At 77.5% G+C, this 16,458-nt stretch carries 13 protein-coding genes, 2 tRNA genes and 1 pseudogene; 4 read left to right on the top strand and 12 right to left on the bottom strand.

Going from position 1 to position 16,458, the window contains the following annotated elements:
- Positions 1-87: 87 nt before the first annotated feature.
- The 6 genes from IF01_RS0116290 to IF01_RS0116265 all read right to left on the bottom strand — a co-directional run bounded on the left by IF01_RS0116290 (position 88) and on the right by IF01_RS0116265 (position 6,025).
- Positions 88-161 (bottom strand) — tRNA-Lys (locus IF01_RS0116290).
- Positions 162-260: 99 nt separating this feature from the next.
- Positions 261-788 (bottom strand): bifunctional DNA primase/polymerase, encoded by a 528-nt coding sequence (locus IF01_RS0116285; RefSeq protein ID WP_051755458.1) that lies wholly within the window; start codon positions 786-788, stop codon positions 261-263.
- Positions 789-967: 179 nt separating this feature from the next.
- On the bottom strand, positions 968-1,375 hold the full coding sequence (locus tag IF01_RS0116280; RefSeq protein ID WP_030394143.1) for a DUF8844 domain-containing protein: 408 nt from the start codon (positions 1,373-1,375) through the stop codon (positions 968-970).
- A 275-nt stretch (positions 1,376-1,650) separates the two neighbouring features.
- Positions 1,651-3,066 carry an AAA family ATPase gene (locus IF01_RS0116275; protein WP_030394142.1) on the bottom strand — a complete coding sequence of 472 codons (1,416 nt, stop codon included), beginning with the start codon at positions 3,064-3,066 and terminating at the stop codon, positions 1,651-1,653.
- Between the two features lie 8 nt (positions 3,067-3,074).
- A complete protein-coding gene (locus IF01_RS0116270) occupies positions 3,075-4,760 on the bottom strand; it encodes a hypothetical protein (RefSeq protein ID WP_063764226.1) in 1,686 nt (561 codons plus the stop codon).
- Entirely contained in the window at positions 4,757-6,025 is a 1,269-nt protein-coding gene (locus IF01_RS0116265; protein WP_051755456.1) for a hypothetical protein, read from the bottom strand. Before IF01_RS0116265 ends, IF01_RS0116270 begins: the two co-directional genes overlap by 4 nt.
- A gap of 253 nt (positions 6,026-6,278) precedes the next feature.
- On the opposite strand from IF01_RS0116265, the gene IF01_RS0116260 reads away from it, so the two are divergent.
- On the top strand, positions 6,279-6,935 hold the full coding sequence (locus tag IF01_RS0116260; protein ID WP_030394139.1) for a histidine phosphatase family protein: 657 nt from the start codon (positions 6,279-6,281) through the stop codon (positions 6,933-6,935).
- Between the two features lie 77 nt (positions 6,936-7,012).
- Here IF01_RS0116260 and IF01_RS49970 read toward each other — a convergent pair whose 3' ends face one another.
- Positions 7,013-8,728 carry an NsdA family TPR-like regulatory protein gene (locus tag IF01_RS49970; protein ID WP_037779987.1) on the bottom strand — a complete coding sequence of 572 codons (1,716 nt, stop codon included), beginning with the start codon at positions 8,726-8,728 and terminating at the stop codon, positions 7,013-7,015.
- 396 nt (positions 8,729-9,124) lie between these two features.
- Here IF01_RS49970 and IF01_RS49965 point away from each other — a divergent pair, with 396 nt between their 5' ends.
- The 3 genes from IF01_RS49965 to IF01_RS0116240 all read left to right on the top strand — a co-directional run bounded on the left by IF01_RS49965 (position 9,125) and on the right by IF01_RS0116240 (position 11,334).
- Positions 9,125-9,625: a hypothetical protein gene (locus tag IF01_RS49965; RefSeq protein ID WP_233290404.1), complete on the top strand. Its 501-nt coding sequence runs from the start codon at positions 9,125-9,127 to the stop codon at positions 9,623-9,625.
- A gap of 124 nt (positions 9,626-9,749) precedes the next feature.
- Positions 9,750-10,679: a spermidine synthase gene (locus IF01_RS0116245; protein ID WP_030394136.1), complete on the top strand. Its 930-nt coding sequence runs from the start codon at positions 9,750-9,752 to the stop codon at positions 10,677-10,679.
- Positions 10,680-10,863: 184 nt separating this feature from the next.
- Positions 10,864-11,334 carry a GNAT family N-acetyltransferase gene (locus IF01_RS0116240; protein WP_030394135.1) on the top strand — a complete coding sequence of 157 codons (471 nt, stop codon included), beginning with the start codon at positions 10,864-10,866 and terminating at the stop codon, positions 11,332-11,334.
- A 48-nt stretch (positions 11,335-11,382) separates the two neighbouring features.
- Here the strand turns inward: IF01_RS0116240 and IF01_RS46850 are convergent, their stop codons facing one another.
- From IF01_RS46850 to IF01_RS41815, 5 genes and pseudogenes are all read right to left on the bottom strand, one after another.
- Positions 11,383-12,471 (bottom strand): hypothetical protein, encoded by a 1,089-nt coding sequence (locus IF01_RS46850; RefSeq protein WP_157855246.1) that lies wholly within the window; start codon positions 12,469-12,471, stop codon positions 11,383-11,385.
- A gap of 138 nt (positions 12,472-12,609) precedes the next feature.
- Positions 12,610-13,056, bottom strand: coding sequence for a DUF4442 domain-containing protein (locus IF01_RS0116230; RefSeq protein ID WP_030394133.1), 447 nt, complete (start codon positions 13,054-13,056; stop codon positions 12,610-12,612).
- Between the two features lie 175 nt (positions 13,057-13,231).
- A tRNA-His gene (locus tag IF01_RS0116225) sits at positions 13,232-13,307 on the bottom strand.
- A gap of 157 nt (positions 13,308-13,464) precedes the next feature.
- Complete coding sequence (gene orn / locus IF01_RS0116220) at positions 13,465-14,067, bottom strand: oligoribonuclease (protein WP_078880011.1); 603 nt, start codon at positions 14,065-14,067, stop codon at positions 13,465-13,467.
- A 686-nt stretch (positions 14,068-14,753) separates the two neighbouring features.
- Positions 14,754-15,914 (bottom strand): annotated as a pseudogene (locus tag IF01_RS41815) (helix-turn-helix domain-containing protein); the annotation flags it as partial.
- Positions 15,915-16,458: the final 544 nt, after the last annotated feature.

Below are 16,458 nucleotides of genomic sequence, written 5' to 3'. Positions count from 1 at the left end.
GGCGGCCCGGTCGCTTTTCGGCGGCGCCGAGGGTGCTGGAAACGCCTGAAGGCCCCCCGCTCGCGCGAGGGGCCTTCAGGTTGTCTGTGCGCCGCCAGGGACTCGAACCCCGGACCCGCTGATTAAGAGTCAGCTGCTCTAACCAACTGAGCTAGCGGCGCCTGCTGACAGAGAGGACTCTAGCAGCGGGGCGCGGTCCGGCCAAAATCGAATACCCGCACCTCCCGGGCGGCCGTCCGGCCTCGGGGTCGGACGGCCGGCTAGACCGCGCCGACCGGCTCGCGGGCCGCCCGGACGCAGGCCCAGAGGACGACGGAGGCACCCGGCAGCCACGGCTCCCGGCTCTCCGGGGCGACGATCCACCGCCCGGAGCCCAGTCCGGGCGAGTCCGGGCTGTTCACCATCCGCTGCACCGGCGGCACGGTCACCGTGTCGCCCTTGCCGTGGCAGAGCAGCGGCGGCACGTCCCGGGCCCACTCCTCCCAGGCCAGCAGCCGGCGCAGTCGGGGGGCCGCCCCGGGCTGCACGAACAGCAGGGTCCGCCCCCGGAAGACCGCCACCGGCCCGCAGCCGGGACCGGAGGCCCACAGCTCGTCCAGCACCCGGCGGCCGAACAGCGACGGCATGCTGATCACGTCGAAGGCCCGGCCGCAGGGCAGTACCGAGGGCGCCCACGGCCGGGACTCCCAGAGGGCGCGCATGCTGCGGGGGTACTCGCTGGCGGAGGCGAGCCAGGCCTCCCCGGCCACGGTCACGTACTCCACCGACTGATAGGTCCAGATGTCCACGGACAGCAGCCTGGGGTGTCCGGGCCATGACCGGGAGGGAAACTCCGGTTCGCCGGACAGCGGGGCGGGCACGGGCGTACCCTTCCGCTTCCTCCGGCATATGCCAGAGGCGCCGGACGCCGGTTGCGGCGGTCCGGGGGCGGACGGCGGCCCGGGCCGGAAGGCTGCCCGCGCCGGGGTCAGTCCTCGTGCCGCCGGGGCTGGAGCAGGCCGCGGCCGTACTCGATCATCTTGGCCGCGTAGTCCGGGGTCCAGTCCGCCCGGGCCGCGATCTCGGTCTCGGGCAGCGCGTCGAAACGGCGCGGATCGGCCAGCTGCGCGGCCGCGACCGCCTGGAAGTCGGTCGCCCGTTCCGCGGCCGCCCGGAAGGCCAGGGCCAGCTCGGTGGAGCGGCGCAGCAGCTCGGCCGGGTCGTCGATCGACTCCAGGTCGAAGAAGCGCTCCGGCTCCGGTTCGTCGGCCTGCGGCTCGAACAGCAGCTGTACCGGACGCTGCCGCCGGCCGGGCGCCGCACCGGCGCCCGCACCGGGACCGGCCGCCGCGGCGGGGCCGCTCGGGTCGGACGCCTGCGCCTGGGGGTCGGGCATGGACGGACACCTCCGGGTGCTCGATGGGGGCGGGCGACAGCTGCTCGGGCGCCGCCCGGTCGTGGCCGCCGTCCATTGTCTCGCGCCGGCGGCCGGTAACGGAACGGTGCGCGTCTGGGCGCTATTCCCGGCAGACGCGCCGGGGGCGTGCGTCCGCCGGGCACCCGCCGTCCGCCGACCGCGTCCCGACCGCGTCCCGACCGCGTCCCCCGCCGTGCGTCCGCGGGGCCCGGGCGCTGCTCCCGGCGGCGCCGGGCGGGCCGGGCCGCCCGCCCTCAGGAGCGGCCCAGCCGCACCCGGTGCCCGGACAGGTGGTGCAGCACCCGGTGATTGGCCTCCCAGCCGTCGGGGAAGGCGACCGGGACACCCAACTGCACCGGTTCGGTGGCCGGATGCTCGTCCAGCAGCTCCGCGATCCCGGCCCGGGCCACCACGATGCAGGCGTGCCGGTGCCGGGAGGCGAGCACGCAAAGCCGGCCGGTCTCCAGGTGGAACGCGGTCGCGTCCGGCCGCCCGGAGAGCGGGTGCAGCACCACCGTGACGTCGTACTCCCGGCCCTGCAGCCGGTTCGCGGTGTCCACCGTCACCGCCGGGCCGGCCGCCCCGTCCACCGGCACCCCGACCTTGGTCAGTGCCGCCCGGACCGCCGCCGCCTGGTCCCGGTGGGCCGTGCCGACCGCGACCCGGTCCGCCGTGAGCGGGGTCGACCCCTGCTCGGAGTGGGCGGTCAGCCCCCGGTCCAGCAACCGCCGCACGGTCGCCGCCACCGCCGCGACCGCCTGCGGATCGGTCCGCACGGTGTGCCGGGCGGGCAGCTCCAGCAGGGCCCAGCCGTGCTCGGCCGCCCGGTCGATGGCCGCGTCCAGGGCCGAACCGTCCGGCCGCACCGCCGCGGTCAGCTGCCGGTCCCCGGGCCCGGTGCCCGAGCGGAACGGTGTGAACGGGTAGAACGCCCCGGAGATCAGCGGCGCCGCGCTGGCCGGAAGTCGCCAGGACACCGGCAGCCGGTGCGGCCGGATCTGCGGGTTGTGCGCGAGCAGGGTGACCACCGCGCTGCCCGAGGGGTCGTAGGACAGGCCCGCCCACTGCTCGGTGCCGACCACGGTGAACGGGTCCAGCTGGCCCGGGTCGCCGACGAACAGCGCCCGCTCGAACAGCCGGGCCACCGCCAGCAGCGCGTCCGAGCGCATCTGGTACGCCTCGTCGACGATCGCGTGCCGCCACGGCTGCTCGGTCCGCACCCACTGCCACTTGGCCGAGGTGGAGATCACCACGTCCAGTTCGGCGAGCTCGGCGACCTTGTCCGAGGGCGTCACATTGGCGTGGCGCAGCACCTCGGGGCCCGGGCGGGCGTCCGCCGCGTGCAGCCGGCCGATCGTCAGATCGGGGGCCTTGGCGGCCAGCCGGTCGACCAGGTCGTCCACCTGGCCGTTGGTCTGGGCGACGATCATCAGCCGCTCGCCGGCGGCCACCAGCTCCCGGGCGGCGCGCACCACCAGGGTCGACTTGCCGGCCCCGGGCGGCGAGTCCACCACGACCCCGCGCGGCGCGCCGACGGCCGGGCGCACGGTCGCCTCCAGGATCCGGGCCACCGCCGCGTCGGCCGCCGCCCCGGGCGTCGGGTCGGCGGGCGGGTCGGCGACCGGGCCGCCGGGGTCGCCGGTCGGGGAGGTCTGCTCGGTGCTGCTCATCGGCCGGATCACTCCCAGTCCTCGGCGGTGCCGGTGCCGGTGTCGGTACGGGCGTCGGTACGGGTGTCCGTGCCGGAGTCGGTACCGGTCACGGCCGGCAGCACGGTGACGACGGCCCCGGGCGGGCCGCCGTGCGTCCACGGGGTGTCGTCCGGATCGGGCAGCGGGGCCGCCTGCCGGACCGTCAGCTCGAACAGGGTGAAGGTCACCCGCTCGCCCGGCTCGGGCAGGCTCCCCGGCTCGGGCTCCTTCTTGCGCCCCATGCCGGACAGCACCCGTACGGTGACGGTGCCCTCCTCCGGGTCGACGGCGGCGATCACCGCCTTCTGCGCCGCCGGCGCCGGTCCGGCCTCGGGCCCGGGCGCCGCCCGGACCCGGTGCACCTCCCGGCCCGGGTCGGCGTGCGGCCGGTCACCGGTGCGCACCGTCACCAGCGGGCGCGGCTTGGGGGAGCGGCCGGTGGTGTCGTAGTCCGGCACCACCTCGGTCACCACTCCGCTGAACGCCTCGCCGGAGAGCCGGTGCTCGGCCATCGCCAGCGGGTCGTCCAGCGCCTCCTGGACGTCCAGCCTGGTCTGCTCGCGCTCGCGCTGGGCGAGCTTGCGGGCGGCCGTCACGGCGTCGTCGACCCGGGGCTGCGGCGGCTCCCCGGCCGCCAGCCGGTCCCGGTGGCCGGTGTACGACCAGCGGTCGCCGGTCCAGCGCTCGGCCAGGTGGCCGGCCGGGGGCAGCGCCCGCAGCAGGTCCAGGCCGTGCCAGACGTCGTGCCAGGCCGGCAGCAGTTCCGCGCGCAGCACGGCGCGCAGCCGGTCGACGGAGACCCGGACGGCCTGCCGGGCCGCCGCGACGTCCCCGCCGCCGGGGCCCTCGGCCTCGCGCAGGGCCGCCGCGGCCGCGTCGTAGCGGGCGATGGCCGGGGCGAGCACCTTGGTGTCGAACACCGGGTCGGTGGTCGGGCCGGCCGGCGGTCGGACCAGCCGGCCCTCGGCGTTGCGCTCGGTCTCGGCCCGCTCGGCCGCCTCCGCGCCGGTCTGCCCCTCCGGCGGGGCGTGCCAGGCCAGCAGGGCGGCCAGGTGCTGGTCCTCCAGGTGGCTCTGGCCGGTGGCCCAGTGCCGGGCGAGCAGCCCGGTCATCGGCAGCAGCAGGCTGGACCCGGGCACGGCCGAGCGCTCGGCCAGGTGGGTCAGCCAGCGGCCGAGCAGCGGCACCCGGGCCGGGGCCGGGAACGGGCCCGGGTCCTCGTCCTCGGCGGTGCGGCGGAACCGGGTCGAGCGGCCGAGCAGCGCCAGGTGGCGCACGCCCCCGGTGTTGGGCACCACCAGTTGCGGCGCGTCCGCGCACAGCTCGCGGACCACCGGGGACTTCGCACCCGTCTCCGGGTCCTTCTCGGAGCCCTCGACCAGTTCGACCTCGTCGCCGAAGGACTCCAGGTAGGGCAGCAGGTCGGCGGCCAGATCGGCCAGGAACTCGGAGCGCAGCGTGCGGTTGAGCGGCTGCGGCACGATGTGCAGCACCGGCGCGTCCCGGTCGGTGCCGAGCAGTACGGCCAGCGGGGCGCCGTCCTCACCGGCGGAGGTGAGCGGGACGAGCACCATCGGGCGCTCCGACAGGTGCCGGTGGCGGACGGTGGCCAGCGGCTCGGCGCGGCCGCCGCGGACGGCCTCCAGCCGGGCCAGGGTGGTCAGCAGGCTCATCGCCCGCCCTCCGGGCCGGCCGGGTGGGGGCGGCCGAGCGCCTCGGCGCGCAGGGCGGCGGCGTAGGCCAGCCGGGCGGCGGCCTCGTCGGCCCCGCTGCCGTCGCCGTCGTCGTCCTCGCTGTCCTCGCCGCTGCTGATGCCGCTGTCGCCGACGGGGCCGGTGCGGGCCACCGCCAGGGCCTCGCCCACCGTGCGGATGCTGCCCAGCTCGCCCCGGACGCCCCGGCCGAGCTGCTCGACCCGGTCCCCGCAGCGGGCCTGCGCCCGGCAGTGGAAGCCGAGTTCGCAGGTCGACAGGCAGTCCGGGCTGTACGCGGCCGGCACCGTCCCGACCGTCTTCTCCAACTCCTCGGTGGAGCGGACGGGGGCGCCGTCCGCGTCGGGGGAGAGGTCGAAGTCCGCCCCCGGCGGCAGCACCGCCAGCAGCCGTTCGATGCCGGTCATCCGGCTCAGTTGGCGGCGGGTGGTCGCCAGCTCGCGGCGGACGTCCACCGGCACGGCGGTCGGCCGGCTGCCGAAGTCCTCCGGGCAGACCAGCAGCACCGTCGTCCGGGGACTGCCCGGCAACCGCTGCTCGGCGTACGGGTCCGGGTCCACCGCCCGCCCGGCCAGCGCCGCCGCGGCCTCCTGGAGCGCCAGCACGTAGACCGCCGCCTGGCGGGCGGCGGCGCCCACCTTGCCCGGGTCCGCGGTGCCGTCCAGCACCGGGAAGGACTTGATCTCGACCACCGTGCAGCGGCCGCCGTGCACCACGACGGCGTCCGGCTCCAGGTAGGCGGTGGAACCGGCCACGTCCAGCCGCAGCAGCGGATGGTCCAGCAGGGTCCAGGCGTGCTCCTCGGCGGCCGCCTCCGCGAGCGCCGCCGCCGTCCGGTCGGCCCGCACGGCCGGACCGGAGGAACGCAGCAGGTCCGGCACGAGCAGCGGGCCGTCCTCACCGGCCGGCCCGAGCCGGCTGCGCAGCGGCTCCAGCAGGGCCGCGTAGCCGTTCTCCTTCAGCCGGGCCTCGAACACGACGCCGCGCGCCAGCGCGAGCGGCGAGCGGCCGAAGGGGGCGGGGCGGCCGAGACGGGCGGCCAGCGCCGTCTTGTCCACCCCGGCGGCGTCCAGCACGGCGCGGCGGTGGCACCCCGGATTGGCGGCCAGGGCGGCGAGGGCACGGGCGTTCAGACTGCGCTGCGGCGCCGGTCCGCGCAGCTCGGCGAGCCGCTGGGCGAGCGGCTCCGCCGGCCCGCGGAGCGGGGCGTTCGTCGAGACGTTCATGGTGCGGCCCAGTGTCGCATCCGGCTCCGACAATCCGGCCGGAACCGGCCGTTGGCGACGAACGGGTGGGGAACGGGCGGCCGCCCGGCCCGGCGGCGGGCCGGGCGGCGCGGGAGCCGGAGGCCGGGACCGCGGGCGCTCCGCGGGTGGGGGAGGCCGGGATCGTGGGCGCTCGGCAGGTGGGGGATCATGGAGGCCGGTGCTCGATGGCGAGGCCGACGTCGACACCCGCCCCGATCGCGAGGAGCCTGCCATGCCCGCCCGAATCCTGCTGGTCCGCCACGGTGAGACCGAGTGGTCGGCGACCGGCCGCCACACCGGCCGCACCGACATCCCGCTGACCGAGGAGGGCCGCGCGATGGCCAGGGCGCTCGGCGTCCGCCTCGCCGCGGCGCCCTGGAACGGCCTGCCCGACGCCCTCGTGTACACCAGCCCGCTCGACCGCGCCAAGGAGACCTGCGCGCTGGCCGGCCTCGGCGACCGGGCCGTCGAACGCCCCGAGCTCATGGAGTGGGACTACGGCCAGTACGAGGGCCGCACCGGCGCCGACATCCGCGCCGCCGACCACCCCGGCTGGCTGATCTGGCGCGACGGCGTCCCCGGCGGCGAGAAGCTCGCCGACGTCGCCGCCCGGGTCGACGCCCTGCTCGCCGACCTCAACACCGAGCACGGCGTGCCGGAGGCGGACACCACCGTCATGCACTGCGCCGACCGCGACGTGGTGCTCTTCGCCCACGGCCACCTGCTGCGCATCCTGACCGCCCGCTGGCTGGGCCTGCCGCCTGAGTTCGCCCAGCGGTTCAAGCTCGGCACGGCCGCGCTCTGCATCCTCTCCTGGGAGTACGGCGCCCCGGCGGTCGAGCTCTGGAACGACCAGGGCCACCTGGAGACCCTCACCCACAAGGCCTGACCCCGGCACCGGCCCGGGCCGTCCGTCGTCCCTGTCCCGCGGGGCGGCGGGCGGCGGGCGGCCGACGGCGGGCGGGCTCAGGCGGCCGCCGTCGCCGCGCCGTACGCGGCCAGGAAGCGCCCGACCTCCGGCACCCGCCGGTGCTGCCGCAGCCGCTGCGCGGTGTCCGCGAGCATCGAGCGGATCCGCGCCGAGCGCACGTCGCCGAACAGCGCCACGGCGGCCGAGCCGTGCTCGGCCGCGCCCGCCAGATCGCCGCGGCCGAGCCGGTCGTGGGCGAGCTCGGCGGTGTACAGCACCCGGTTGCGGACGAAGTGCGGCTTCTGCAGCGCTATGGCCAGTCCGGCGCGCTCGCTGGCCCGCTCCCAGTCCCCGAGGGCGGACCAGCACTGGGCCTGCAGCCCGGCGAGTTCGGCCTCGCCGAAGAACGACATCCACTCCGGGTCGGTGTCGGACGGGCCCCGGTCGAAGTGCCGGCAGGCCCGGGCGACCGCCCGCTCGCAGGCGGCGCGGTCCTGCAGCAGTGCCCAGCCGCCGGCCTCACGCATCGCGAGCAGGGCGAGCAGCCGGTCCGAGTCGAGCTCCCGGGCGGCGGACTGCCCGGCCTGGGCCGCGCGCAGCGCCTCCCGGGGGCGGCCGGCGTCGCGGGCGAGGAAGGCGCTGTTGCAGAAGACGTGCGCCTCCAGCGCGGCGTCCCCGGCCATCCGCGCGGTGGCCAGCGCCTCGGCGTAGTACGAGCGGGCGTCCGCGAGCCGGTTCGAGTCGTGGGCCAACCAGCCGACCGAGACGGCCAGTTCGCCGGCGCCGGCCTGGAGCCTGCGCTCGGTCTCGGTGGAGTACTCGCACGCGTCGAGCAGGACGTAGGCGGCCCGCAGCGAGCGGCCCGCCTGCTCGAACAGCGCGTCGGCGCCGTGCGCGTCGTCGGCCAACCGGATCTCCCGGACGGCCTGTTCGACGCCCAGCACCTCGGCCGCGCCGACCTTGCGGGGCGGCGGGACGGCCCGGGGCCGGCCGGGCACGAAGCCGTCGCCGGGCGCGAGGCCGTCACCGGGGCCGGGGCGGGGGCCCGGTCCCGGGCGGGTGCCCGCCGTGCGGGGGGCATCGGCCGCGGCGGCCGGGGCGGGCCGGTCAATGCCGATCACGGTGGCCAGCGCGGCAGGGCCGCCGGCCAGGAACGTACGGCGACGCACGTCGTCGTTCTCCTCGTCGGGATGGTGCGGTGCGGCGGACCCCCGGGGCGCCGTCGCGGACCTCGGTGCCGGGGGCCCCTCCGGTGGGGGCGGTTCCGCGTACGGCCAGGCAGCGTACGGGAGTTGGGTGGAGAGCGGAGAGCGGGGGGCGGGCAGCGGCGGGAACGGGGGGTGGAGGAGCGGTGGTGGTCCGGCGTCCGGTCCGGTGTGCGGGTCCGGGTCCGGGCGTTGTCCGGGGAACCGCCCGGGGATGTGCCCGGCGGCGGCGCCGGGCCGGACGCCCTCGCCCTCGACCTCGCTCCCCGTACCGCCGTCCGTCGAGCGGCGCCGGACGGCGGTACGGGGGGCGAAGCCCAGTTCGGTGAGCGACCGTTCCGGCCACATGTGCCGGAACACCCGCTCGTACGCGTAGTTGGGGCAGCGGATCTCGCCGGACTCGACCCGCCCGATGTACCGGGCGTCGCACGAGACGTGCTCGCCGATCTCCCGGGCCGCCCGGCGCACCGTCATGGCGAACTCGCCCGGCGAGCGGTCGCCGCGCAGGGCGCGCATCACGGCGTTGGGCGACGGGCGGTTCGGCTCGGCCGGTGGGGTGGCTGCCATGGTGCGCTCCGTGGTGGTGCGGGGTGGTGGTGCCTGGTCGGGCGGCGGTGGGGCGGTGGGGCGCCCGGCCACGAATGGGTCCGCTGGGGCGTGTCCTGCGGCCCGACGGACCGCCGGGCGAGGCACGACAGTACCCGGAGTCACCGGTCGGCCACAGTGTGTTGGGGGATGATGTGCCACCAATACCGGGCAAAACGGGCGTAGTTGCCGGGATCCGCCATGAAATGCCATGCCTTGCTGTAAGGCGCCCCGTGGCCTCGGGGGCCTGCCCGGCGTTGTCCTGTTACGTGGAAGCCCCGTCCGCCGTCCCTGCCGCACCCCCCGGCGGCAGCCCCAGCGGCACCCCCCCACGCCGGGCGGCGCGGCTTCCACCCCGACGAGGTGACAGGAGGGCCGATGCCGGCCACTGGAGTACCGCAGTACCGCCGCCTGGTCGCCGGAGGGATGCCGGCCGCCGCCGCCCCCGCGCTGCTGCCCGAGTCCGCCGACGACCGCGGCCCCGCCCGCCCGCCGTCCGGCGGCGGCCCCTCCCGCCGCCCTCCCGCCGACCGGGACCGCGCCCCGGTCGCCACCCACGACACCGTGACCGTCGCCCTGCGGCACGGCCTGGAGGCGGTCGACATCCTGCGCCTGCGACGGGCCTGCGGCGCCGTCCTGCAGAGCCGCAACGGCGCCACCGTCTCCTTCCTCGTCCCGGCCGGCACCTCGGCGACCTGGCACCTGCCCGGCAGCTCCTGTACCGCCGGCGCCCAGCTGCCGCCCGCCACCGACCCGCGCTGGGTGATGCCCCCGGCCGGCGCCGACTGCACCGCCCGCCCCACCGACGCCTGGGTCCTCCGCTCGGCGCTCTGCGAGGCCGCCTGCACCCTCACCGCGGGCGGCCTCGGCCCGTTCTGAGGCCGCCGCCGCCGGTCCCTGGGGGCGCCGTCGCCCGTTCCGGGGCCGCTGTCGCCCGGGTCGGGGCCGCCGCCGCCCGGGCCGGGCCGCCGGACCTCTCCGAGCTGCGGCGATAATGGCCGGTATGGGACGAAGCAACCGAGCCGGCCGCACCACGGACCGGGGCCGCGCCGCCGCCGCGGACGACCCGGCCGCCACCGGCCCCGGGGGCCGCACCCACGCGCAGGGGCCGCTCACCCGCGCCGTCGACTCCGGCCTCGCCGAACTCCGCCCCGACCGCGACCGCCCCGCCGCCTGGTCGCTGCTGGTCGACGGCGCGCCGCAGTCGCTGGTCGACCTGGCCGACCCGACCCATCTGGGCTTCGAGTACCAGCGCCGGCTCGGCCACCTGGTCGACCTGGTCGCCCCGCCCGGCCGTCCGCTCACCGTGCTCCACCTCGGCGGCGGCGCCCTCACCCTGGCCCGCTACGTCGCCGCCACCCGCCCGCGCTCGCGCCAGCAGGTCGCCGAGATCGACACCGCGCTCACCGACCTGGTCCGCACCGAACTCCCGCTGGAGCGCGGCTGGCAGGTCAAGGTGCGCGGCGCCGACGCCCGCGCCGTGCTGGAGCGCACCCCCGAGGGCGGCGTGGACCTGGTGATCGCCGACGTCTTCTCCGGCGCCCGGGTGCCCGCGCACTGCACCACCGTCGAGTTCACCGCGCTGGCCGCGCGCGCCCTGGCCCCCGGCGGCTGGTACGCCGCCAACATCGCCGACGGCGCGACGCTGGCGTTCGCCCGCTCCCAGGTGGCCACCCTGGGCGCCGTCTTCCCCGAACTCTGCCTGGTCGCCGACCCCGCGGTGCTGCGCGGCAAGCGGTTCGGCAATCTGATCCTGGCCGCCGCGCACACCCCGCTCCCGCTGGCCGACCTCACCCGCCGGGTGGCCTCCGACGCGGCCCTCGGCCGGGTCGAACACGGCCGCGCCCTGGCCGACTTCGCGGCCGGCGCGGCCCCGGTGACCGACGCCGCCGCCGCGCCGTCCCCGGCCCCGCCCCCGGGCGTCTTCCGGTAGTCGCGGCGGACCCTGGTCGAACGGGCCTTCGCCGCAAGCCCGTTCGGTTGGTCCGGTGGCCGATTCGCCTGGTGCGCCGTCGTCCTGACGCCCAATTGGAAGTCGTGCGGCCGGGCCGCCGAGAATGGGACCGGCGCGGCGCGGAACCGGTCGCGCCGACCCGACCAGGAAGGGCGCACACGTCATGCCGATCCGACCGGCCCGGCCCAGCGAGGCGGCGGCACTCAGTGCCCTGGCCCTGCGATCCAAGGCCCATCTCGGCTACGACGCCGCCTTCATGGCGGCCTGCCGGGCCGAACTCACCCTGGATCCGGACCGCATCGAGGCCGACCGCACGACCGTCGCCGAGGACGGCGGCCGGGTGCTGGGCTTCGTCACCCTCACCGGGGCGCCGCCGGAGGGCGAGATGGACATGCTCTTCGTCGAGCCGGACGCCGTCGGCCGGGGGATCGGCCGCCGCCTGGTGGAGCACCTGTGCGCGGAGGCCGCCGCCCAGGGCTTCACCCGGATCGTGGTCGAGTCCGACCCGCACGCCGAGCCGTTCTACCTGGCCGTGGGCGCCGTCCGGACCGGCACCGTCGCGTCCGGGTCCATTCCCGGCCGGGAACTGCCGGTGCTCACCCTGCACTTGACCGGGACGGCCCCCGGCCGCTGACCGGCGCGGGCGGCGCGGATGGCGCGCCGCCCGTCCCGCCGAGCGTGCTCAGTGCCCCTTCGGCAGGCCCCGGTGCTTGTACATCGCGGCCCCGGTCAGGGCCAGCCCGGCCGCGATCGGGGCGAGGACGGCGGTCGCGGTGCCCGCGGCGTCGTGCGCGACGGTGACCACGGCCGTCGTGGCCGCGGGCCGGGCGGTCGCCGGGGCCGCGACCGCCGCCGCCGGGGTGTCGGCCAGGGGCCGGCCGGGTGCGGGTCCGGCTGCCGGGGTGCTCCCGGCGCCGGCGGTGTCGGGATGTCCGGGGGCGGGCTGCTGGGGCCGACCCGAGGGGGCGGGGGCCGGCGGCGGGGCCGCCGGGTGGCGCTGGTCGCCGTCGGACCGGCCGGTCCCCGCGCTCCCGCCGGTGCCGGCGGAACCGCCCGCGGGTCCGTCGGCCGACTCGCCCCGGGTCGTGCGCGCCTCGGCCGGGCGGGCCTGGGCGGGTACGGCGCCGAGCAGTCCGGAGGCGATCGCGAACGCGTCGGGCACGGCGGCCCGTTGCCCCGGCAGCGGGAGGCCGCCGGCCCGGATCCGGTCCTGGAGCGCGCTGTTGACGGCGGCGGTCGCGCCGTTCAGCTCCGGTACGGCGCCGACGGCCGCGGGGACGGTGCTCGCGCTGCCCGGCCCGGGCGCGTCCGTGGGAGCCGGGCCGGTGATCGGGTCGAGCAGTCCGGCGGTGGGGTCCTGTCCCGGCCGCTCGGCCCCGGACGACGGGTCGGGAGCGGGGGAGGGGCCGGGCGCGGCGGCCGGGGCGCGGGGAGCGGGTGCCGCCGTCCGACCGGGGACGGTCCCGTCCGCGGCGCCGCCGCCCCGGACTCCGCCCGGGTGTCCGGCCGACGGTCCGTCGGCCGGTGTCCCGCCCCCGGGCACTGCCCGGCCGACGGACCGGCTGGCCGGTTCCGGGAGCGCCTCGGCGCCGGCCGCACAGGCGCCGGGGGCACCGAAGCCCCAGAGCTGTGCGAGCAGCGCCCCGCCGGCCGCGACGGCCCGGGGGCCGGGCAGCCACCGCCGGGCCGGGCGCCACCCGGCGGGACGCCACCGGGCGCCGACGGTCCGTCGGGCGGGTTCCGGGCCACTGGTCGCGTGATTGGCTCGCACGTGAATCGAGAACGAGCGGACGGGCCGTGAGGTCACGGCCGCATCGTCACGGACAGTCATCGCGATCCGCCCGCCGTCCCCGCCCGTGCGGTGCTGCCGTTCCGAGGCTCCGGCCCGGCCGTCAGGCGGCGCCGGTGCTCAGGAGTTCGGGCGCAGCGTCCAGATCACCGTCATGACGCCGGTCACGGCGCCGTCGGCGCGGGTGATCTCGACGGTCACCGGGAACTCGGGGCGCTCGCCCTTGTCCAGCTCGGCGACGATCTCGGCGGCCGGACGGCCGAGCACCGCGGTGGCCGTGACGACGCCCATGGCGAGCTTCTTGTAGGCGATCTCGGCGCTCACCGCGAGCGGCACCGCGCGCGAGAGCTGGTCGCCGAACGCGGCCAGGACGATGCAGCCGCTGGCCGACTCGGCGAGGGTGAACATCGCGCCGGCGTGCGGGCCGCCCACGTGGTTGTGGTACTCGGGCTGGTCCGGCAGCCGGAGCACGGCGCGCTCGGGGGAGGTCTCCAGGTACTCCAGCTTGAGGGTCCGCGCCATCGGCACGGTGGAGTCGAGCAGCTGGCCGATCGAAGGTGTCGTCATGGCGGCAACGTTACTAGCCGGTAGCTTTCGGCGGCAGGCCCCTGACCGGGGAAAAAGATGAGACGCGGGCCACGGTGCGACCCGGGTCACACCGCCCCCGGCGCCGCCGCGGATGTGAGGGAACGCGAAAAAGCCCCGGGGGCCGGTCTCTTGACGAAACCGACCCCCGGGGTCATGGGGTGAGTGACGGGACTCGAACCCGCGGCCACCTGGACCACAACCAGGTGCTCTACCAACTGAGCTACACCCACCATCAGTCCGGACCGTTCGCGCTCTTCGGCGTTCCCGTTCCGACAAGAAGAACTCTACAGGATCCGAGAGGGTGCTCGCGCCAGGGTTTCCGTCGCCCGCCGCGGCCGGTGGTCCGGGTGTCCGGAGCACCGACCGGGACGGGTCGCGGCCGGTGGGTCAGCCCGCCGGGGGCTGGAACTTCTCGGCGATCGCGCGCGCGGTGTCGGTGTCCGGGCCGGGCTGGGCGACGAACACCGCCTCGCGGTAGTAGCGCAGTTCGTCGATGCTCTCCCGGATGTCGGCGAGCGCGCGGTGGTTCCCGCCCTTCTGCGGGCTGTTGTAGTACGCCTTCGGGTACCAGCGGCGGGCCAGCTCCTTGATCGAGGAGACGTCCACGATCCGGTAGTGCAGGTGCCCCTCCAGGGCCGGCATGTCCCGGCTCAGGAAGCCCCGGTCGGTGGCCACCGAGTTCCCGCACAGCGGCGTGCGCCCGGCCTCCGGCGCGTGCTCGCGCACATAGGCGAGCACCAGCGCCTCCGCCTCGGCCAGGGTGACGCCGTGCTCCAGCTCGTCCAGCAGCCCGGACGAGGTGTGCATCGCCCGCACCACGTCCGGCATGTTCGCCAGCGCCTCCGCCGGCGGGCGGACGATGACGTCCACACCCTCGCCGAGGATGTTCAGCTCGGAGTCCGTCACCAGCGCCGCGACCTCGACCAGGGCGTCCCGGTCGAGGTCGAGGCCTGTCATTTCACAGTCGATCCATACCAAACGGTCATTCACGCCACTCACCCTACGGCGCGATCACGCGCCGCGGGCACCGATGGAGCCGAGCGGGGCGCCGGGGCGTAACCCTCGGAGCCGTGCTCGTCCGGCGTGTGGCCGTCCGTCTCCCGCACCTCGCGGGCCTCCCGGACCTCCCTGGCGTCCCGGCCGGGGTGGCCGCCGGGGTGCGCCGGCCGGCCGTCCCGCGCGGACCGCGCCTCACGGGGCTCCCTGGCCTCGGCCGCGGCGCTCCGACCGCCCTGCGGACGCAGCTGGCCCGCCCGGGCCTGCCGGGCCCGCGCCTCCGCCGACCCGCCCGGGGCAGCGGCCGGCAGCCGCCCGCCGGGAGCGCCGTGCACCCGGCCGGAGCCGCCCGCCGCGGACTCCTCCTGCGGCCGGTCGGCCGCGCTCCGGTGCCCCTGGCCCTGGCCGCGCGCCCCCGGCTGGGGGTGCCCGTCCTCGGCGGCGGCGTGCTCCGCAGTCCGGGGCGGCCGGCCCGCGCCGGGCCCCGGCTGGGCCGGGACGATCGGCGGCCGCGCCGGACCGCGCCCGGTCCCCGGCTGCCCGGGGTGCGACTGGTGCCCGGCCGCCTGGTGCGGGTACGGCTGCCCGGCCCGCGCGTGGACGCCCTGGCCGGACGGCTGCCCCTGCTGGCCCGGGTGCGCGGTGGCACCCGGCCCGCCCGGGAAGCCCGGGGCCGAGGCGGCGCCGTGCCCGCCCGGCAGACCGTGGCCGCCCAGCGCCGAATGCCCGCCGAGCGCGCCGTGCTGGCCCGGCACCGTCCCGCCGAGGGCGGCCGCCGAGGCGATCGAACCGGCGGACCGGAGGTCGCCGCCCGCCGACCCGGCGGGGACCTGCGCCGACGCACCGGGCCGACGGGCCCGGTAGCTCGTCCGGTACGCGGCCGGCGAGACCCCGAGCTGACGGCGGAAGTGCCCGCGCAGCGCCACCGGCGAGCGGAAGCCGCAACGGCGCGCGACATCGTCCACCGACAGTTCCGAGGTCTCCAGCAGCCGCTGCGCCTGCAGCACCCGCTGGGTGATCAGCCACTGCAGCGGGGCGCTGCCGGTCAGCGTCCGGAACCGCCGGTCGAAGGTCCGCCGGCTCATGTAGGCGCGAGCCGCCAGCACCTCGACGTCGAACTGCTGGTTGAGGTTCTCCAGCGCCCAGGTGACCACCTCGGCCAGCGGGTCGTTGCCGATCTCCTCAGGTAAAGACTGATCGATGTACTGGGCCTGTCCTCCGCCGCTGCGCCGGCTCGGCACCACCAGGCGGCGGGCGAGCGCGTTGGCCGCCTCGGCGCCGTGGTCGCTGCGCACCACGTGCAGGCAGAGGTCGATCCCGGCGGCGGTGCCGGCCGAGGTCAGCACGTCGCCGTCGTCGACGAACAGCTCGCGCGGGTCCACGTGCACCCGCGGGTAGCGCTTGGCCAGGGTCGGCGCGTACATCCAGTGCGTGGTCGCCGGGCGGCCGTCCAGCAGGCCGGCGGCCGCCAGGACGAACGCGCCGGTGCACAGGCCGATGATCCGCGCGCCCTCGTGGTGCGCCTTGCGCAGCGCGGTGATCGCCTCGACCGGCGGCGGCTGGGAGATCGAGCGCCAGGCCGGGACGACGATCGTGCCCGCCCGGGCGAGCGCCTCCAGCCCGTAGGGGGCCGAGAGGGTGAGGCCGCCGGTGGTGGCGAGCGGGCCCTCCTCGCCGGCGCAGACCAGCAGCCGGTACCGGGGCACCCCGGCGTCCTGGCGGTCGACGCCGAAGACCGAGAGCGGGATCGAGCTCTCGAAGATCGGCGCGCCGCCGAAGATCAGGACGGCGACGGTCTCCCGGCGCCGACGGCCGGAGAGCTTGCGCGGGGAGGACGCCATCGCGGGCGTCGAGGAGCCGTTGAGGCCGGCCGAGGCACCACCGTGGCCGCCGGGGCCGTGGCCGGTGCCGCCGTGACCGGTCGCGCCGAGGCCGAGCGGCCCGGCGGAGGCCGCCGCGCCCACCATGCCGTGGGCGACCGCGCCGAGGCCCTGTCCGGGCGCTCCCGTGGCGGCGAAGGTCGCGTAGCCGCCCTCCGGGCCGGCGTGGCCGTATCCGTTGCCGGGGTGGCCGCCGCCGCTCTGGTGGGCGCCCGGGTGCCCGTTCTGGTGGCTGCTCTGGTGGGCGCTCTGGTGGGCGGTCTGGTGATTGCCGGAATGGCCGGTAACCGACGCCCCGGTCCGGCCGTCCGGACCCGCTCCGTACCCGCCCCCGTGGCTGACGCCGGATCGACTGACGGGGCGTCCGCCGTGCTCCGGGGTGACCGGGAAGGACGGGGAACCCGCGCCCGACGGTGCGCCCGGACCGGCTGTGGCGCCTGGTGCGGAAGGTGCGCCAGGGGCTGCCGGGGCCGCAGTGGAATAGGAGGGGTACGAGGCGGTGCCG

Origin of the sequence: Kitasatospora purpeofusca, assembly GCF_000718025.1 — a bacterium.
GTDB lineage: Bacteria > Actinomycetota > Actinomycetes > Streptomycetales > Streptomycetaceae > Kitasatospora > Kitasatospora purpeofusca.
The sequence above is the reverse complement of the archived record's forward strand: the minus strand, read 5'-3'. Positions and strand labels throughout refer to the sequence as shown.